The 18,410-nt window shown below is 59.7% G+C and carries 14 protein-coding genes; 5 read left to right on the top strand and 9 right to left on the bottom strand.

What is annotated here, in order from left to right; translation table 11 throughout:
- Window position 1 precedes the first annotated feature (1 nt).
- From CHU70_RS00745 to CHU70_RS00715, 7 genes are all read right to left on the bottom strand, one after another.
- Window positions 2-1,030, bottom strand: a complete 1,029-nt coding sequence (locus CHU70_RS00745; protein ID WP_005511086.1) for a PhoH family protein — start codon at window positions 1,028-1,030, stop codon at window positions 2-4.
- A 12-nt stretch (window positions 1,031-1,042) separates the two neighbouring features.
- Window positions 1,043-1,822 carry a 16S rRNA (uracil(1498)-N(3))-methyltransferase gene (locus CHU70_RS00740; RefSeq protein ID WP_070602952.1) on the bottom strand — a complete coding sequence of 260 codons (780 nt, stop codon included), beginning with the start codon at window positions 1,820-1,822 and terminating at the stop codon, window positions 1,043-1,045.
- 44 nt (window positions 1,823-1,866) lie between these two features.
- The gene (dnaJ, locus tag CHU70_RS00735; protein ID WP_049170716.1) at window positions 1,867-2,997 is read right to left on the bottom strand and encodes a molecular chaperone DnaJ; all 1,131 of its coding nucleotides are present in this window, start codon (window positions 2,995-2,997) and stop codon (window positions 1,867-1,869) included.
- A 2-nt stretch (window positions 2,998-2,999) separates the two neighbouring features.
- The gene (hrcA, locus tag CHU70_RS00730; RefSeq protein ID WP_016423119.1) at window positions 3,000-4,037 is read right to left on the bottom strand and encodes a heat-inducible transcriptional repressor HrcA; all 1,038 of its coding nucleotides are present in this window, start codon (window positions 4,035-4,037) and stop codon (window positions 3,000-3,002) included.
- Between the two features lie 9 nt (window positions 4,038-4,046).
- Window positions 4,047-5,210 carry a radical SAM family heme chaperone HemW gene (hemW, locus tag CHU70_RS00725; protein WP_147719349.1) on the bottom strand — a complete coding sequence of 388 codons (1,164 nt, stop codon included), beginning with the start codon at window positions 5,208-5,210 and terminating at the stop codon, window positions 4,047-4,049.
- Entirely contained in the window at window positions 5,207-5,893 is a 687-nt protein-coding gene (locus CHU70_RS00720; RefSeq protein WP_016423121.1) for a hypothetical protein, read from the bottom strand. Before CHU70_RS00720 ends, hemW begins: the two co-directional genes overlap by 4 nt.
- A 205-nt stretch (window positions 5,894-6,098) precedes the next feature.
- Entirely contained in the window at window positions 6,099-7,931 is a 1,833-nt protein-coding gene (locus CHU70_RS00715; protein ID WP_016423122.1) for a long-chain fatty acid--CoA ligase, read from the bottom strand.
- Window positions 7,932-8,085: 154 nt separating this feature from the next.
- On the opposite strand from CHU70_RS00715, the gene malQ reads away from it, so the two are divergent.
- Window positions 8,086-10,305: a 4-alpha-glucanotransferase gene (malQ, locus tag CHU70_RS00710; RefSeq protein ID WP_049189616.1), complete on the top strand. Its 2,220-nt coding sequence runs from the start codon at window positions 8,086-8,088 to the stop codon at window positions 10,303-10,305.
- A 359-nt stretch (window positions 10,306-10,664) separates the two neighbouring features.
- Here the strand turns inward: malQ and CHU70_RS00705 are convergent, their stop codons facing one another.
- Window positions 10,665-10,880: a hypothetical protein gene (locus CHU70_RS00705; RefSeq protein ID WP_042388817.1), complete on the bottom strand. Its 216-nt coding sequence runs from the start codon at window positions 10,878-10,880 to the stop codon at window positions 10,665-10,667.
- A 75-nt stretch (window positions 10,881-10,955) separates the two neighbouring features.
- Window positions 10,956-13,010 carry a M3 family metallopeptidase gene (locus CHU70_RS00700; protein WP_147719348.1) on the bottom strand — a complete coding sequence of 685 codons (2,055 nt, stop codon included), beginning with the start codon at window positions 13,008-13,010 and terminating at the stop codon, window positions 10,956-10,958.
- 100 nt (window positions 13,011-13,110) lie between these two features.
- On the opposite strand from CHU70_RS00700, the gene CHU70_RS00695 reads away from it, so the two are divergent.
- The 4 genes from CHU70_RS00695 (at window position 13,111) to treS (ending at window position 18,398) form a co-directional block, all read left to right on the top strand.
- On the top strand, window positions 13,111-14,385 hold the full coding sequence (locus CHU70_RS00695; protein WP_147719347.1) for a carboxylesterase family protein: 1,275 nt from the start codon (window positions 13,111-13,113) through the stop codon (window positions 14,383-14,385).
- Window positions 14,386-14,610: 225 nt separating this feature from the next.
- On the top strand, window positions 14,611-15,099 hold the full coding sequence (locus CHU70_RS00690) for a PH domain-containing protein (RefSeq protein WP_070856044.1): 489 nt from the start codon (window positions 14,611-14,613) through the stop codon (window positions 15,097-15,099).
- 60 nt (window positions 15,100-15,159) lie between these two features.
- A complete protein-coding gene (locus tag CHU70_RS00685) occupies window positions 15,160-16,479 on the top strand; it encodes a PH domain-containing protein (protein ID WP_168168121.1) in 1,320 nt (439 codons plus the stop codon).
- A 107-nt stretch (window positions 16,480-16,586) separates the two neighbouring features.
- The gene (gene treS / locus CHU70_RS00680; protein ID WP_147719346.1) at window positions 16,587-18,398 is read left to right on the top strand and encodes a maltose alpha-D-glucosyltransferase; all 1,812 of its coding nucleotides are present in this window, start codon (window positions 16,587-16,589) and stop codon (window positions 18,396-18,398) included.
- Window positions 18,399-18,410 lie beyond the last annotated feature (12 nt).

Raw genomic sequence — 18,410 nt, 5'->3', positions numbered from 1 at the left:
TTTATCGCTTTGTGGCGGACTGTCGCTTTTGTGGGGACTCGGCGCCCTGTTCAATACCTTCGTTATAGGCATCGTAGTCATCGTAGGCCTCGACAATTGCGGTTACCAGCGGGTTGCGCACCACATCCGCAGCCGCCAGCGCCGGAAAAGCGATTCCCGGCACACCGCGCAGCACCTCACGGGCGACAGCTAGACCGGACTTCTGCCCCCGAGGCAGGTCGACCTGGCTGGCGTCACCGGTGATGACCATCTTCGAACCGAAGCCCAGGCGGGTGAGGAACATTTTCATCTGCGCCGGAGTAGTGTTCTGTGCTTCGTCGAGAATGATGAACGCATTGTTCAAGGTACGACCGCGCATGTACGCCAGCGGTGCGACCTCCACTACCCCAGTTTCCATCAGCTTTGGAATCAGCTCTGGCTCAAGCATTTCGCGCATCGCATCGTGCAATGGGCGCAGGTAGGGGTCAATCTTCTCATGCAGAGTACCCGGCAGGAAGCCCAGGTTTTCACCGGCCTCCACTGCGGGGCGAGTCAGAATAATGCGTTCGACCTGCTTATTCTTCAGCGCAGCAACAGCCTTGGCCATGGCCAGGAAGGTCTTGCCCGTACCGGCGGGGCCGATACCGAAAACAACGTTATAGCGGTCGATGGCATCGACGTAGTTCTTTTGTCCCTCAGTCTTGGGACGCACGGTCTTGCCACGATGCGTCACGATGCCGCCACCGAGCACCTCGCTGGCGGACTTCTCCCCGCGATCCACAATGCCCACCGCGTGCCGCACCGACTCCGGGGAGAGCTCGTGCCCACGACGGGCCATTGCCTCTAACTCCTTGAAAGCGCGGACAGCCAACGAAACATCCGCCGGAGCACCCTTGATTGTCACAACTCCGCCGCGGACATGAATATCCGCTGCCAGCAGAGATTCCAGCAGACGTAGGTTCTGATCCGCATGACCGACCACAATCGGCGCGAGATTGTCATCGAGCTCGACGACGGCAGTGGTACGAGCAGTTACTGAATACTTTGTCATTATGCGTCTATCCTACTGACCAGGCGTGGGTGCGCCGCCCCAGCGCTTTGTCAACGGGCCCAGTGCGCAAAGAGCAGCAGCTCCCGCGAGGGCGCTGCGGAGAACTGTCGGGCCGAGTACTACCGAGCTAGCACCTGCGGCGCGGAAGGCCTCGAGTTCCCCAGGACTGACTCCCCCTTCTGGGCCGACGATGAAAAGAACCTTGTCAGCGTTTGCTGCCTGCGCGGCGAAGTCCACGAACGGAGCTGTTTCCTCCTCGTGCAAAACTGCTGCCACACCACCTGCTGATGTGGTTTCCCGGATGAGTTGCTCAATATCGGCGGAGCTATGCAGGTCCGCGACCGGCGGAATCCATGCACGACGAGCCTGCTTGGCTGCCTCGCGCGCAGTCGACTGCCACTTGGTGCGGGCCTTAGTGACCTTCGCGGTACCCTGCCATCGGGCTACACAATTCACGGCCGCCCAGGGGATAATCTCATCGACCCCGGCCTCGGTCATCATATCGACCGCAAGCTCAGCACGATCTGACTTCGGCAGCGCCTGCACCACAGTGACGTGCGGGCGCGGACGTGGACGTTCCTCAGCGGCAACCACACGAACGTGGACCTCACGAGGGTCTACGTGCATGAGCTGTGCTCGCACCACCTTGTCCGCACCATTGGCAAGAAGAATCTCCGAGCCCTCCTTCAGCCTGCGAACGCTGATGTGCTTTGCCTCCGACCCGAGGATTCGAATGATTTCTTCCGGGCGCGGCAGCTCGGTGAACTCACCGAGGAATACGGGCAAACTCATGTGTGCTTCACACTCACTGGAGGGGGCTTTGGGGATGGCGTGTTCTAACGGCGGCGGAATCGGGAGAAGAAACCGTTGCGCTCACTCGAGTCTGCCACCTTGGCATCATCATCGCGGTGCTCGCGTAGCTTCTCCAGCAGCTCGCGGGACTTGCGGTCCAGCTTCGTCGGCACCGTGACATCGACGTGTGCGACCACGTCGCCGTTGCCCTCGCCGCGCAGATGCGGCATGCCCTTACCCGACAGACGAATCTGCTCTGCCGGCTGGGTGCCCGAATCAACCTTGATGGTCATTGGTTCGCCGAGCAGGTCGTCGACCTCAAACTCGGTACCAAGTGCGGCATCAGCCATGGGCACCTGCACGTTAAAGTGCAGATCATCGCCCTCACGCTCGAATACAGGGTGCGGGTCCATGGCAACTTCCACGTAGAGGTCACCCGCCGGGCCACCGCCCGGACCGACCTCGCCCTGCCCTGCCATGCGAATACGCATGCCATCAGAGATACCTGCCGGAACGTTGACCGTCAGATCACGGCGAGCACGGACGCGGCCATCGCCACCGCAGTTGTTACACGGATCGGGGATGATCTCGCCGGTGCCCTCACAAGTCGGGCACGGCCGCGAGGTCATCACATTGCCCAGGAAGGAACGCTGGACCTGCTGAATCTCGCCAGTGCCATCACAGCTGGTACACATCTTCGGCTTGGATTTGGACTTCGAGCCAGTTCCCTCGCACTGCTCACACAGCACCGCGGTGTCCACCGTGATGGGCTTGCGGACACCGGTGAATGCCTCATCGAGGCCCAGCGAAATACGCAGCAGCGCATCTGCACCTGGCTGTACACGCGAGCGGCGCTGGCGGGTACCGCCGGCACCGCCGAAGAATGCTTCGAAGATATCGCCGACTCCGCCGCCACCGAAACCGCCGAAACCTCCGCCTGGCATACCGCCCTGCGGATTGAGAGGATCTCCTCCCATATCCACAATCCGGCGCTTTTCAGGATCCAGCAGGACCTCGTTCGCCTCAGATGCCTCACGGAACTTCTCCGCAGCTTCTTCATCACCCGGATTACGGTCTGGGTGGTACTTGAGCGCCAGCTTTCGGTACGCCTTCTTAATCTCAGCGTCCGTAGCGTCCTTCTCCACTCCGAGGATGCCGTAATAGTCGCGTGCCAACTTTAGCTACTTCCTTTCAATACCCGGCCAACGTACTGTGCAACAGCAGCAACCGAGGAAATTGTTCCCGGATAATCCATAAATGTGGGGCCAACTACGCCCATGCCACCCAAAATTTCGGTGCCGGTGCCATAGCCAGTTGAAACAACTGAGGTAGCGCGCAGCTCCTCGTCCTCGTTTTCCTCACCGATGGAAACGCGAACGTGGTGCAAATCCTGCGCGGCCGACAGCAGTTTCAGCACGACCACCTGTTCTTCGAGAGCTTCAAGAACCATGGGCAACGTAGAAGGTAAGCGACCGGCCATATTACCACGGGTCAAATTCGATGCCCCGGCCAGGATGAGTCTGTCATTCGGCTTCTCAATCAACGACTCCACCAGCACCGTCGAGCAGCGAATAAGCACATCCCGCAAATCACGCGGGGCGTTAGCCGCAAGATCGGAAATCGCAATCGACGCGTCGGCAAGCGTGTGCCCCGACATTGCACGGTTGAAATGCTCACGCAAGAGCGGCACGAGATCGGGATCCATCGGTGCTGGCAGCTCAACATTGCGCTGCTCCACGCGCCCGGTGTCAGTGATGACTACCAGCAACAATCGCGCGTCGGCGAGCTGGACAACCTCGCAGTGCCGGACGCGGGAGACCTCCAGCGTCGGTACCTGCACCACTGCGACCTGACGGGTTAGCTGGGCCAGCAGCTGCACACTGCGACGCAGAACGTCCTCCAAATCGACGCCGCCTTCGAGGAACTCGAGGATAGCTCGGCGCTCAGCCCGGGACAGCGGCTTAATCTGCGAAAGATTGTCCACAAAAAGGCGGTAGCCCTTCTCAGTCGGGATACGCCCGGACGATGCATGTTCCTGCTGGATATAGCCCTCGGCCTCCAGCACCGCCATGTCATTTCTGATGGTCGCCGAGGACACACCCAGATTGTGGCGCTCCACCAGAGCCTTCGAGCCAACGGGCTCCTGGGAAGCTACGTAATCCGAGACAATTGCCCGAAGAACTTCCTGCCTGCGCTTATCCGTCTGAGATGACATGCGGATAGTTTAACTAAGGATGTCAACAATTATGGCGTCGGCCAGCAAACGACCGCGATTGGTCAGCTGAATCCGCTGGCCGCCATCGACGGAAACAAACTCCACCATGCCCGCTTCCGCTTGCCGACGTGCCTTGCCCAGCTCATCCTCACCGAGCAGATTGGCATCGATACCCTCGGCCAAGCGGAGGCCCAGCATAATCTTCTCAGTGTGCCGATCCTCGGCCGTTAGCCCTTCTGAATCCTTAATCGGCAATTCTCCGCCGGAAATGGTCGCCGCGTAGCGAACCGGATGCTTGACGTTGTAAAACCTCGTGCCATCCAGGTGCGAATGTGCACCGGGGCCCGCACCCCACCAATTTCCATCGCGCCAGTAGAGCATATTGTGACGACATTGGCCGCCCGGTTTTGCCCAGTTGGACACCTCGTACCAGGAAAAACCGGCTTGACTCAGTGCGGCATCGATGCGCTCGTAGCGGTCGGCGAGATCGTCGTCGTCAGGCATCGGCAGCTCACCACGACGGACCTTACGCGCCATCGCGGTACCCGGCTCGACGATCAGTGAGTACGCCGAAACATGATCGACGTCCGTGGCCAGGACTGCCTCCAACGTCGTATCGAGGTTCGCCATCGACTCCCCTGGCGTGCCATAGATAACGTCGAGGTTGATGTGCTCAAAGCCGGCCGCGCGTGCCTCCGCCACTGCCGCCGCAGGACGCCCCGGCGTGTGCGTACGATCCAGAGTGGCCAGCACATGCGGCACAGCCGACTGCATGCCCAGACTCACCCGGGTAAACCCTGCCTCGGCCAAGCCTTCGAAAAACTCCGGGGAGGTCGACTCGGGATTCGACTCGGTGGTGACCTCGGCGTCGTCGGCAAGCCCAAAGCTGTTGCGCACACCGTCGAGCAGGCGACGAAGACCACTCGCCCCCAACATCGACGGCGTACCACCGCCGACGAATACGGTATCGGCGCCACGCGCTAGTTCGGGGTGCTTTACGACGGCCATCTCGAGCTCAGCCACGATGGCATCGAGGTAGTCTCCCTGCGTTGCGCCACTGCCCAGCTGACCTGGCGTGTACGTGTTGAAATCACAGTAGCCACAACGGGTGGCACAGAATGGGACGTGTAAGTAGACACCGAAGGAATCGGTGTGTGCGGAGGCTTCGCTCACGCATGCTCCTTGGCTCGACGTTGCTTGACGCGGCGGACAATTTCATCGATGCGGGCACGTTCCATCAGGAACTCCGGAGGCCTACGGCCGCGCAGCGCATTGGCAACTGCCGGATGAGTCTCGGGAACAGCAACACACCAAGCGGCGGCAGCGGACAGTGCACGGCGGCCAGACTGTGCGTAAAGCTGCGGAAGCACCACACTACCGAGCTTTTCCACGCCTCGGATGTTTTCGGCGGAAACCCAGTCGGCGAGTTCCTCCAGGTAAGAAGCCACGGCATCGGAGCGAGCAATCATTGCCTGCGTGACCGTAGGGACTGCAACCGGATGCTTCAAAGGAGCCGGAATGAGCGACAGTGACTGCACATCCGGCGACTTCGGTGCCGGATGCGGGTGTCGACGCGGTGTCGAAGCGGAGGAAAGAGTACCGATGCGCCCCGAGCGAATGCCGGAGGTAAACGCTTGGCGTAGACCATCAAGCTCACCAATCAGAGGGCGGCAGTCCTCAACGGCCTCGTCGACGATGTCAGCGAGCTCGAGGACACATTCGTCCACCAGCTCACGATCTACATCAGCAACCGCCTGAGCAAGGTGCTCGATGTGTTCGGCAACTTCGTCACCAATGTCGTAGAGCTCTTGGGTCACTTCGCGCAGGCGTAGCCGAGCATCGAAGTGGTTAATCATTGCCCGCCCTCCCACGACATCTTCGGCGCCGGTGACATCATTGCAGTCTTCCGCTTTCGAATATCGACGAACATTGACGAATGCCGACTTTCGAAAACTGAAAACTCCTTAAAAATTTCTAGCGCCCCTCACCTTAATGGGGTGAGGGGCGCTAGCGCGGTAACAACACGCTGCCGTTTTCTATCGGCAGCGGGTAGACCGTGAATTAACGCTGGTAGAGAGCCTCAATGTCACGCGAGTAGTTGTCCATGACAATGTTGCGCTTGACCTTCATGGTCGGGGTCAGCTCGCCGCTTTCCTCGGTGAAGTCACTGTCCAGAATATGGAACTTCTTAATGGCCTCTGCGTGAGAAACCAGCTCGTTAGCGGAGTTGACGGCGTCCTGAATCTCGGCGCGCAAAACTGCGCTGGAGGCAGCGAGTTCACGGATCGAGGTGTGCTCGGGGACGGAGTGCTCAATCTTCCACTTCTCCAGTGCCTCCTCATCGAGAGTGACCAACACGGAGACGAACGGACGACCATCGCCGATGACGACTGCCTGGGACACCAGCGGGTGCGCACGCATGCGGTCTTCCATCGGGCCCGGCGCGACATTCTTACCACCAGCGGTGACAATGAGGTCCTTCTTGCGGCCGGTGATCTTCAGGTGGCCTTCTTCGGTCAGCTCACCGAGGTCACCAGTCTTAAACCATTCGCCGTCGATGAAGGCTTCCTTGGTTGCCTCTTCGTTCTTCCAGTAGCGGTCGAACACAACCGGACCACGGAGCAGAACTTCGCCGTCATCAGCGATAGCGGCGGAGCAACCACCGACCGGACGACCAACGGTACCAATAATCTGCTCGCTCGGGTTGTTCACGGTGACGGCAGCCGTGGACTCAGTCAGACCGTAGCCTTCGTAGACAGGCACACCGAGACCACGGAAGAAGTGCCCGAGGTCAGAGGACAGAGCCGAACCACCGGAAATGGTGTACTGCACGGCCTCACCCATAGCTGCGCGAATTTTCGAGAACAGCAGGCGATCGTAGAGCTGGCGACGCAGCTTCAAGACACGCGACGGACCTGCCGGAGTATCCAGTGCCTTGGAGTACTCGATGGCGGTGGCCTCAGCACGCTCGAACATGGCCAGGCCGAATGCGCCCTTCTCCTTAGCGGAGGCGTAGGCGGAGTCACGAACCTTCTCGAACACGCGCGGCACACCGAGAATCATGTGCGGACGGGAACGCTGGAACTCCAGGGTGACGGTCTTGGTATCAGCCCAGTGAGACTGGGTAGCACCGGAAATCATCGAAGCCAGGGACACTGCGTGAGCCAACACGTGCGCCAACGGCAGGAAGGTCAGAATGCGGTTCCCCGGACGGGCAATCAGGCCAATCTCGTTGGTGAGGATGGCGCGGGCCTCCGCCAGCCAGTTGCTGTGCAGGAGCACGCAGCCCTTCGGACGACCAGTGGTACCGGAGGTGTAAATCACGGTTGCCAGGTCGTCGGCCTTGGTGTCCTTGATGCGGCGCTCGACCTCGTCGCCGTCAATGTCACGGCCTTCGTAGCTAATGGTGTCAGTAGCGGAAGCGTTAATCTCCAGTACACGACGCAGCTGAGACTCGCCCTCCGGGTTCTCGGTGCCCTTTTCGACCAGCAGAGGCTTCATGCGGTCGGTGTGCTCACGCGACTCGGTAAATGCGAAAACAGCACCGGAGTTTTCAATAATCCAACGAATCTGGCCAGACGAAGAAGAGCCGTAAATCGGGACAACAGCAGCGCCTGCCATCCAGATAGCGGTATTGATCAGGTTCCACTCGTAGCGAGTCTCACTGAGCAGCGCTACGCGGTCGCCCGGCTGAACACCGTTGGCAATTAGCCCCTTAGCGACGCCCTTTGCCTCGTCATAGAACTCCTGAGCAGTGACATTTACCCACTCAAAGTTCTTGGGGCGAGTGAAAAGCACCAGCTTCGGGCGCTTCTGCACCAGCTCCTGCAGCGAGGTAATAATCGTTTCGTCCTCGCCGATGACGTATTTCGCCTCGGTAGTATATTCACGCATCGAGTTACAAACCCCTACTTTCGGTAGTTCTGTCCATCGTTGGTTTCGTTAGGAATCAACTTAGAACATCAAACCCTGCGCCGTTGTGATTTCAGTAAATATTTCGATAACGAAGTGATTTACCTTACTACTGGCAAAGTTTTTCTAAACTGGCATGATGGAAAGGGTGACACAGGCAGCTTCCAATCCTCCCCTTTCCTCTCCACTCGCCGACCTCGCTAAAGATGTCGGAGTTGGGGTTTCCTACTACTCCACCGAGGGCCAACTCGTGCACGTCTCTCGTGAGACAGTGCTAAAAACTCTCGCTGCTCTCGACATCGATCTGGGCCCAGATCCCAGCGATGCCGACATCAACGACGCCCGTCGTGAGTGGGCAGACACGCAGTGGTCTCGCCTTCTCCCGCCCGTGGTAGTTACCCGCCAGGGCATCTTCCACCGAGTTCTGGTTCACGTACCGCACGGCAGCAATGTCAGCGTGACTGTGAAACTGGAGGACGGCGCAGAATGGCCCTGCGCTCAGGTGCACCACTTGGTACCGCCACGCCAGGTCGGCGATGTGTTGATGGGTGAAGCCGCCTTCGCAATTCCAGAGGATCTGCCACTTGGTTGGCATCGCTTGCGCGCAGTCAACGATGACAACGTCGCTGAGTGCGATGTGGCCGTAACCCCCAACCGTCTCGCCACTGCCGACAAGTACGTGCAGAATCCTGCGCATGGTGTCATGGCACAGCTGTACTCGGTACGCTCCAGCCGCAGCTGGGGTATTGGCGATTTCGCTACCCTCGGCGACTTGGCACAGGTCAGTGCAGAGCACGCGGGCTCTGATTTCGTCCTCATCAATCCGTTGCACGCCGCAGAGCCACTGCCTCCGGTAGAAGACTCGCCGTACCTGCCCACCACGCGCCGCTATGTCAATCCGCTGTACGCGCGCCCAGAGCTTATCGACGAGTTCGGGTACCTGGACAAGGACGAGGCCGATGAAGCCCGTGCGCTAGCGAACTCTTTCCACCAGCTCAATCACAGCCCTGATGAGATTGACCGCAACCCCATCTACGCTGCAAAGCTCAAGGTATTGCGGGCAATTCACAAGATCCCCCTGTCCAGCGCACGCCAGGCGGAATTTGACCGTTGGCTGGAGGCCGAGGGCCGTGGCATATACGACTACGCGTCGTGGTGCACCGAGCGCGAGCTCGCGGATCGCGCTGCTGCCCGCGATGCTGCACGCGCTGCCACTTCCGATTCTGGTGCCGTAACCGAGAACGATATCGAGTTGGTTCCACCGTTGGGTAACCACGCCAGTGTCGAATCTCTGCGGGAGGAAATCTTCCAGTTCCACCTCTGGGTGCAGTGGATTCTCGATCAGCAGCTCGGCCAGGCACAAGAGGCAGCCCTGGATGCGGGTATGCGCATCGGCATCATGGCCGACCTTGCCGTCGGCGTGCACCCTGGCGGCGCGGATGCCGAGAACCTTGCGGATTGGCTCGCTCCTGCTATCTCTGTTGGCGCACCGCCAGACGGTTTTAACCAGCGCGGCCAAGACTGGTCGCAGCCGCCGTGGAACCCGCACAAGCTAGCCGAGGCCGGCTACCGCCCCTGGCGCGACATGCTGCGCACAATCCTTCGCCACGCAGGTGGCATTCGTGTTGACCACGTGCTGGGTATGTTCCGCCTCTGGGTCATGCCGCGGATGGAGTCCCCCGTCAATGGCACCTACCTGTACTTCGACCACGAGGCAATGGTCGGCATTCTCGCACTTGAGGCCGAGCTCGCTGGGGCCGTCGTCGTAGGCGAAGACCTGGGCACTTTCGAGCCGTGGGTGCAGGACTACCTGGCCTCGCGGGGCATCATGGGCACCTCGATCGTGTGGTTTGAATCCGAGGGCGACCAGCCGAAACCACCAAGCGCTTACCGCAGCCTGTGCCTGTCCTCCGTCACCACGCACGATCTGCCGCCGACGGCAGGCTACCTCGCAGGCGAGCACATCAAGCTACGGGAACGCCTGAGACTATTGCTTTCCGACGTCGCGGAGGAAGACCGCCGGGACTTCGAGTGGATTCGAAAGGTTTTGGGTGCGGCCAAGGAAGCCGGCTGCTTTGGTGACACGGCTGCGGCGGACATGGATGTTCATTCCCTTACCCGCGATAATCTGCCACCAATTGACGCACTGGTCACGGGGCTGCACCGCTTCCTCGACCAGACGCCATCCGCGCTGAAGTGTGAGGCCTTGGTGGACATGGTCGGCGATCGTCGTACTCAGAACCAGCCGGGCACGAGCCACGACCAGTACCCGAACTGGTGCATTCCGCTAACCGATGCCGAGGGCAAGGCCGTGCTTGTCGAGGACCTGCCTCGCTTCCCCGGATTCAAGCGTTAATTGGTTCGTGAGCGACTAATCCCTCATTTTTGCTGTTCACCGATCTTTCAGGTTATATGCCCGGCACTAAAACCGAGGCTAAAACTGGAAATCGGTGACTGCACCAGCGATGAGGATGAGAAGAAGCAAAACGATTAGGGCAAGTAGGACCTTCGAGTGCCTCGACCGATGCATGCTAACTCAGCTCCCTACTGCGAAATATTTGCGAACTACCCAACTCTAGCCTGTTGGGCAAATTTCCTAATACTTTAAGACATACCTTAGGGCAGCGATAGCGACCCAACACTTAAAGGGGGCTTCTCCCAGCTCAATTCATCGGGTCTCTCGGTGAGCTATCCGCAAGGCCACTACCTCTTCGGCTAGCTCTCGCTGCCCGCTCCTCGACGCTCCTGCGAACGCTCCCGCCGATGCACCGACCTCTGCCACAGACGTCCGCTGACAACATCGATTGCGCCAACGAGAACGAAAGCAAGAAACCCTCCGACTACCAGGAGAACCACGCATAGCACGCTGACCTGCGCAAGCAGTGGCAATTGGATAAGCCACTGCCCTACTCTGTCGAATGCTTCTGCCATGAGTGTCAACCTACCCTGCCGGTGACCGGAATAACCAGTGGGCGGCGGTCGCGGGGCTCGTCGTAAAGCGTGAAGCTAGGCATCAGTGCCCGACAGCCCGCGGCGTTCGAGGAGCGGCTGGATGTCCTTATCGCGACCTCGGAAGGCACGGTAGGCGGCCATGAAGTCGATGGCGCCACCACGGGAGAGAATCTCCTCGCGGAAGTGGCTGCCGCCGCTGATTGTGGCACCGCCGTTGTCGGTGAACCAACCGAAACCGTCCGCGTCGAGCACCTCTGCCCACAGGTAGGAGTAATAGCCCGCCGAGTAACCGCCGGCGAAGATGTGGTTGAAGTAGCGGGAGCGGTAACGCGGAGCCAGGTGGGGAACGTCGAGGCCGAGTTCAGCGAGTGCTTCCGCTTCGAAGGCATCAACATCAGTGACCTGAGCTGCTTCCTCCTCGGTGAGGCTGTGCCAGGCCAGATCGATGGCGCACGCGGCGAGGTACTCAACCGTGGCGAATCCCTCACCAGCGGTGCGGGCCTTCTTCACAGACTCGACTAGCTCGGCCGGGATCGGCTCACCGGTACGAACGTGGACGGCGTAATTGGCCAGAATGGATGGCTCAAGTGCCCAGTTCTCGTTAATCTGGGAGGGGAATTCCACGAAGTCGCGCGGGACGTTAGTGCCCGAGAAGGTCGGGTACGTGACGTCGGAAAGCAGACCGTGGAGGGCGTGCCCGAACTCGTGGAAAGCAGTGGTGACCTCGTCGAGCGTCAGTAGCACCGGGGTTCCCGGCTCGGTTTCGGCGATGTTCATCACGTTGACCACGACTGGCAGGCGCCCCAGCAGACGGGACTGGTCCCTAAACGAGCTCATCCATGCACCACCGCGCTTAGTCGGGCGCGAGAAGTAGTCCGTAATAATCAGGCCGATGGTCTCGCCTCCGCCCTGGCGTACCTCCCACACAGTCGTGCCCGGCGCGTATCCCTTGAGGTCCTCGCGCTTGACTACTTCGATGCCGTAAAGCTTGCGGGCAGCGTAGAACACGCCGTCTTCGATGACACGGTGCAGTTCGAAGTAGTTCTTGAGCTCCTCCGTGTCGACTGCGAATTCTTCCGCTTTACGACGGCGCTCCCAGTACGGCCAGTCAGCGCCCGTGACCGTCTCATCGCCAGCCAAATCAGCGACCCGCTTGTACTCGCCTTCAGCATTGGCAATGGCAGCTGGCGCCAGGTCTGCAATGAGCTTTCGAGCAGCCTCTGCGGTGGTTGCCGTCTCCTTGGCAATGACGTAATCCGCATGCGTGTCGTAACCGAGCAGCTTGGCGCGGCGGGCGCGCAGGCGTGCCATTTCCAGCACAATGTCGGAGTTGTCGAACTTGCCGGAGGCAGCACCCGCACGTCCCAGTGAGGCTTCGTAGAGCTTGGCACGAGTAGCCGGATTATCGAGGTCAGCCAGCTGTGCAGGAGTTGATGGTAGGTCCAGTGGAATCAGCCACGGCGCATCGGTGTCTGCCTTTTTCGCGTAAGCGGCGAAGGACGCAATGGCATCGTCGGAAAGCCCGGCGAGTTCTTCGCGGTCGTAGATTTCCACGGCGCGCGCAACGGTGTCCTTCAGCAGGTTTTCGCCGAAAGCGGTGGAAAGCTCAGAGAGGCGGGAATTGATGCGGCTAAGCTCGGTTTTGTCCTCGTCGCTGAGGTCCGCACCGGTGCGCTGAAAGTCCTCACGGACCTTCTTCAGCAGCAGCTTCGCCTCTTCCGGGTTGGCGGCATCGTCAACGCTGTCAATGGCATTGATGCGCTGCCACAGGTCACTGCGCATGCGAATCTGATCCAGGTGTGCTGTCAGCTGCGGAGCAATCTCGGCTTCAATTTCCATGCGGACATCGGTGGCGTCCGTGCCGGCAACGTTGAAGAAATAAGCAGCGACGCGGTCCAGATCTTGGCCCGCCTTCTCCATTGCCTCGATGGTGTTAACAAAGGTCGGTGCCTCCGACGACGTGGCGATGGCGTCAATCTCGCGTGCATGGCTACGCATTGCTTCGCTAAACGCCTCGCGGACGTGGCTGTCATCGATTGCCGCAAAATCTGGCAATTCGCAGAACAATTCCGACGGTGTCAACAGTGGATTTCGTGCATCATTGGTCATAGTGAATTCAACTGTAGCGTGCTCGAAAACGCGAGCGCGACTACCACAGGCTCCCCGCCCTTCTGGCAGGACCAACAGTGACGAGGAGGCGTTTTCCGCCATGACAGAGACGACTATTTCCGCTCCCTGCGGGCAACTGACCGGCCGGATTCACGATGGCGCAATACAAGTTTTCAATATCGATTACGCAGATGCTGCTCCGTTTGCCGCGTCGGCACCGGTGGCCGACGGCCCACAGTCAGGCACTCGGCGCTGTGAGCCCGAGCGCGAGTTAGTTCTCACCGTCACCGCACCGGCTGGGCCCGCGGACGCTTCCTACCCCGTATTGCTGTGGATTCACGGTGGTAGCTACGAGTTTGGGCACCCCTCCGAGCCCTGGACGGACGCGACGGCTTTTGCGCAGGCCGGCATCATCACCGTTTCGCTCGGATACCGCAAGGGACTGGAGGGATTCTGGCGCGACAGTCAAACAGAGACCTACCGGGCCATTGATGATCTGTATCTGGGGCTGCAGTGGGCTCGTCGTAACGCGCCTGCCTTCGGCGGCGATATCGACAACATCACTATCTCGGGGCAATCGGCGGGTGCGGCGCTGGCGCTCACCCTCGCGGCCGACGAACGCACGCGCGGTCAGATTCAGCGCACCATCGCCATGTCGCCGGCCTTCTCGCTGCTGTCCGGCTCGCGCCTCCGCCGCACGTTGGCGGGCATCGGTGTGGGACGTGCGCCGTCCACCGAGGTCTTTTCGCGTGCCGACGAACGCAGGGTCGCTCGGGCCCAGAAATTGGTTTCGGCATCCTCGCCTTCGGATCCGGCAATTGGGCCTCGCTTTGACAGCTTTGCTCCCACACTGCCCACGATGGTGACCGCCACCAGCGAAGAGTTCTTCTCAGAACCGCCGGTTGTGGCTATGGACAAGTTGCCCATGCGGGAGTGGATGGCTCGGCGCTATGCCAAGGGGCATCGCGGCCGCGGCGAATTTCCGACCGACGCTTATGCCGAGCGTCCGATGGGAAATGTCATTTCTGACTCCGCGATTCGTTCTTACGCTGTTAAAGTCGCCGAACGGTCCGTGGCAGCTGAGCTGGATGTGTGGGCGGCACAGTTCGAACCGGGAGAAGGGTTGGGCTACGCACCTGCTGGCCGCACCAGTGGTGCTCCGCACTGCATCGAGATTGCACGCTTCTTCGGTATGAAAGAGCCTAACCATCCATTCCACCAAGTGGCGGTCGAATTCATCCGAGAGGGCACTTCGCACATGCCCCGCTACAACGACGACCGCAAGATAACCACCTTTGCTGGCGCTGACGCACAGGCAGTTGAGGGCATCGCCATCGATGCGTGGGCGGCTCCGCGCCAGCTCTTTGGCGCATAAAACGGGATTAGGCGCATGAGACGGCTGAGGCTTGCCATTGGCCGCACCGGTTAGCGCTGCTATTTAGCTCGGCAGAGTCTGCATGTACTGGTAAATCTCCACGCAGACCAAAATGGTAATTAGCGTGATGAGTACTGCGATGAGTTTCCTGCGATCCATAGCCACCGTTCTTACCGAAGCACCTGGTTGGGCGCAAGCTTTACCAATTGTGTTTAACTGTCAACCATGGAGCCACTTGATTTACTAGTCCCCGAAAACTCTGCGCTGCAGCCGGTCGACCCCGCGCTGGCTAAGGTGAAGCGAATCGCGCACGCTGCTCCCCTGCTATTTATCACGGTTGCAGCTGCCGTAGCCGCGGTGGCGTGGACTCCGTGGATGTGGTTGGGAGTCCTCGCCTGCGTGCTCTACTTCGCATATATCTACTGGCTCATCGGCCGCCGAGTTCGTGCCCACCGATACCTCGAAGGAGATAACGACTTCATCGTTGCGTCCGGACGCTGGTGGCGCTCGGTCACTATTGTCCCGTACGGACGAATCCAGTTCATCGACATCGATGAAGGACCGCTGCTTCGCCTGTTTGGACTGGCAACGCTGAAGCTCAACACAGCATCGGCGAGCTCGGATGCCGCCGTCCACGGTCTGCCACGCGAAGAAGCTCTCGCCCTGCGCGCCCGTCTATCTCAGCGCGCCCACGACCGGATGGCGGGTCTTTAAATGAGGCATAGAGTTCATCCACTATCCCCGCTGCTCAAAAGCTTCGCCACAATCGCTGCTGTGACTGCATTCGCAGTTGCGAATCAGTGGCAATTGGCCGTTGCTGTCGTGACTCAGCTCTACGACTGGGCATGGCTCGGTCTCCTTATCGGTACCGGTGCGGTCGCCATAATTATTGGTCTAATTGCATTTTTCTCGTGGTTGTCCTGGCGGTATACGTTCTACGAACTCACCGACGATGAGGTTCGCTACGGCTCCGGATGGCTACTGCGTTCTCGACGCGCGGCACGGCTCGACCGCGTGCAGGCGGTGGATATCAACCAACCATTGTTGGCGCGCATTTTCGGGCTCGCCGAAATTGTCATCGAAACAGCCGGCGGCTCCGATTCGCACTTCACGATCAAATACCTCACTCCCCCGCAATGCGAACAGTTCCGCGCTGACGTGTTGGGCGAGGTAGAAAAGCTGGACACCGAACTGGCACATTCGCTTTACGACGGCGACAGCCCCGCCGCTGCTCAAGACTCCAGTGCCCACATGTCCTCCCGCATGTCCGACGCGAAAACTATTTTTGGCCCGGTCGATGTCGGACGGTTGGTCGCATCCGTGGCCATTGGACCCGGTCTTTTCGTCGGCATAGCTCTCATCCTCCTCGCCGTTGTCTCTGCGCTGTTTACCGACTTCATCGTGGAAATCCTCAGCGGAGTAACCATCACTACTCTGATTGTGATTGGCAGTTTCGCGCTCGGCCTTTTCGGAGTACTAAATCAGTCGTGGGATTTCACGCTGAAGGTGTCGTCGGAAAGCAGGCGTCTGGCAATTACCGCCGGGCTGTTGTCGACACGCGCTCAAACCATTCCCATTGATCGCATTCATGGCTTCAAAGTGGTGCAACCGCTCTGGTGGCGCCCGTGGAAATGGTCCCGTGCCGATGTCTCGGTGGCGGGCTATGGCCTGGACAGCACACAGTCGAACAACGCACTGGTGCCCGTGGCGCCGGCGGCGGAGACCGATACGATTGTCGATGATTTGATGACTGAGATTGCGGGACCGTCCTCTGCCGATGACCTGTTGGGCTCCTGGCAGACTCCACGCACGGCATGGTGGCTCAGCCCAATTGACTGGAAATTTCAAAAGGTGCAGGCCACGCGGCGGGGGCTGTTGGTGACCAAGGGTCGGTTCTGGCATACGCGGTTCATGGTCCCATGGCAGCGCATCCAGGGGCATACACTAACCATTTCTCCGCTGAAGAAAGCGGCGGGAGTGGCGAACGTGCGAATCGACATGGTGCCAGGAACCGTCACACCGGTGGCAACGGAGTTGGCGCTGGCTGATGCGTATCAACTCGCCGCGCTGATTCAGGAACACAAGGCTGTTTAAAAGGTGTTTCATGAGGCCTCCCAGGACCGCCGACTCGCGCGGTTTTGTGGGATCTCGCAGGAAAACTCCCTCTGCAGGCTAGCGGCATAGTCATTACGCTGGGATGCATGACTATCGCCAAGAAAGATTACGAGTGGTACCGCAGCGCGGTGTTCTATGAGGTGCTCGTCCGAGCCTTCTTTGACTCCGACAACAACGGCTCCGGCGACCTCAAAGGGCTGACGGAAAAGCTCGATTATCTGCAATGGCTGGGTGTCGACTGCCTCTGGCTGCCGCCTTTCTACGACTCCCCGCTGCGCGACGGCGGTTACGATATCCGCGACTTCCGCGCCGTTCTCGACGAGTTTGGCACGGTCGAGGATTTCAAGGTGCTTCTCGACGAGGCCCATGCGCGCGGTATCCGCGTTATTACTGACCTGGTGATGAACCACACCTCCGATAGCCATGAGTGGTTCCAGCAGTCGCGCACTGACCCCGATGGCCCCTACGGCGACTTTTATGTCTGGACCGATGACCCGGACACCTACTCGGGCGCACGCATTATTTTCGTGGATACCGAGGATTCCAACTGGACCTACGACCCGGTGCGTGGTCAGTACTACTGGCACCGCTTCTTCTCCCACCAGCCAGATCTGAACTATGACAATCCGGCGGTGCAGGAAGCAATGCTCGATGTGCTGCGCTTCTGGTCGGATCTCGGCATTGATGGCTTCCGCCTCGACGCTGTTCCCTACCTGTTTGAACGCGAGGGTACTAACTGCGAGAACCTGCCCGAGACCCACGCTTTTCTGAAGCGCTGCCGCAAGGTCATGGACGAGGAATACCCGGGTCGCGTCCTGCTGGCGGAGGCCAACCAGTGGCCCTCCGATGTGGTGGAATACTTCGGCGACCCGGAGGTCGGTGGCGACGAATGCCACATGGCTTTCCACTTCCCGCTTATGCCACGCATTTTCATGGCGGTGCGCAAGCAGTCCCGCTTTCCCATCTCGGAGATCCTGGAGTCCACGCCAGAGATTCCCTCTTCGGCTCAGTGGGGTGTTTTCCTGCGCAACCACGATGAGCTGACGTTGGAAATGGTCACTGATGCAGAGCGCGACTACATGTACGCCGAGTATGCCCACGATCCGCGGATGAAGGCCAACATCGGCATTCGCCGTCGGCTAGCGCCATTGCTGCAAAATGACCGCACCCAACTCGAGCTTTTCAACGCCCTGTTGTTGTCCCTACCGGGTTCGCCGGTGCTCTACTACGGCGATGAAATCGGTATGGGCGACAACATCTGGCTCGGCGACCGCGATGGCGTGCGCACACCGATGCAGTGGTCGCCCGACCGCAACGCCGGGTTCTCCAAGGCCGACCCCGGTCGGCTCTATCTGCCGACCATTCAGGATGCGACCTACGGCTACCAGGCGGTCAATGTCGAAAACCAAGCGAGCTACTCCAACTCCCTGTTGAATTGGGTGCGTCGACTAATTCAGGTTCGCAAGCGCTATGAGGCTTTTGGCCTCGGTGACTTCCGCGAGCTGAATAGCGATACCGCCTCTGTTCTGACCTATCTGCGCACATACGGCGACGAAGTGCTGCTGTGCGTCAACAACCTGTCTTCCTACCCCGCGGCCGTCTCACTGGATCTGTCCGAGTTCGCCGGTTCCACCCCGGTAGAGCTCACTGGTTCGGTTCCCTTCCCAACGATTGGCACCGATTCCTACCAGATCACGCTTCCTGGCCACGGTTTCTACTGGTTCGAAATCCAGCTTCCGCCGGAGACAAACGCCGAATCGAGCGTCTCAATGTCCGCGCCGACAATCCCGGTTGCACAGGCGATATCGGACGCGCCGGTGACGTCATCACGCGAGCACTCTGGCACCGCTACCGATGCCAATGCCGATGCCGTCACAAACGCCGATAATAGAGAGTGATCTTTAAGTCCC

This window comes from Corynebacterium sp. LK10 (assembly GCF_008042455.1).
Classification (GTDB): domain Bacteria; phylum Actinomycetota; class Actinomycetes; order Mycobacteriales; family Mycobacteriaceae; genus Corynebacterium; species Corynebacterium jeikeium_D.
The sequence above is the reverse complement of the archived record's forward strand: the minus strand, read 5'-3'. Positions and strand labels throughout refer to the sequence as shown.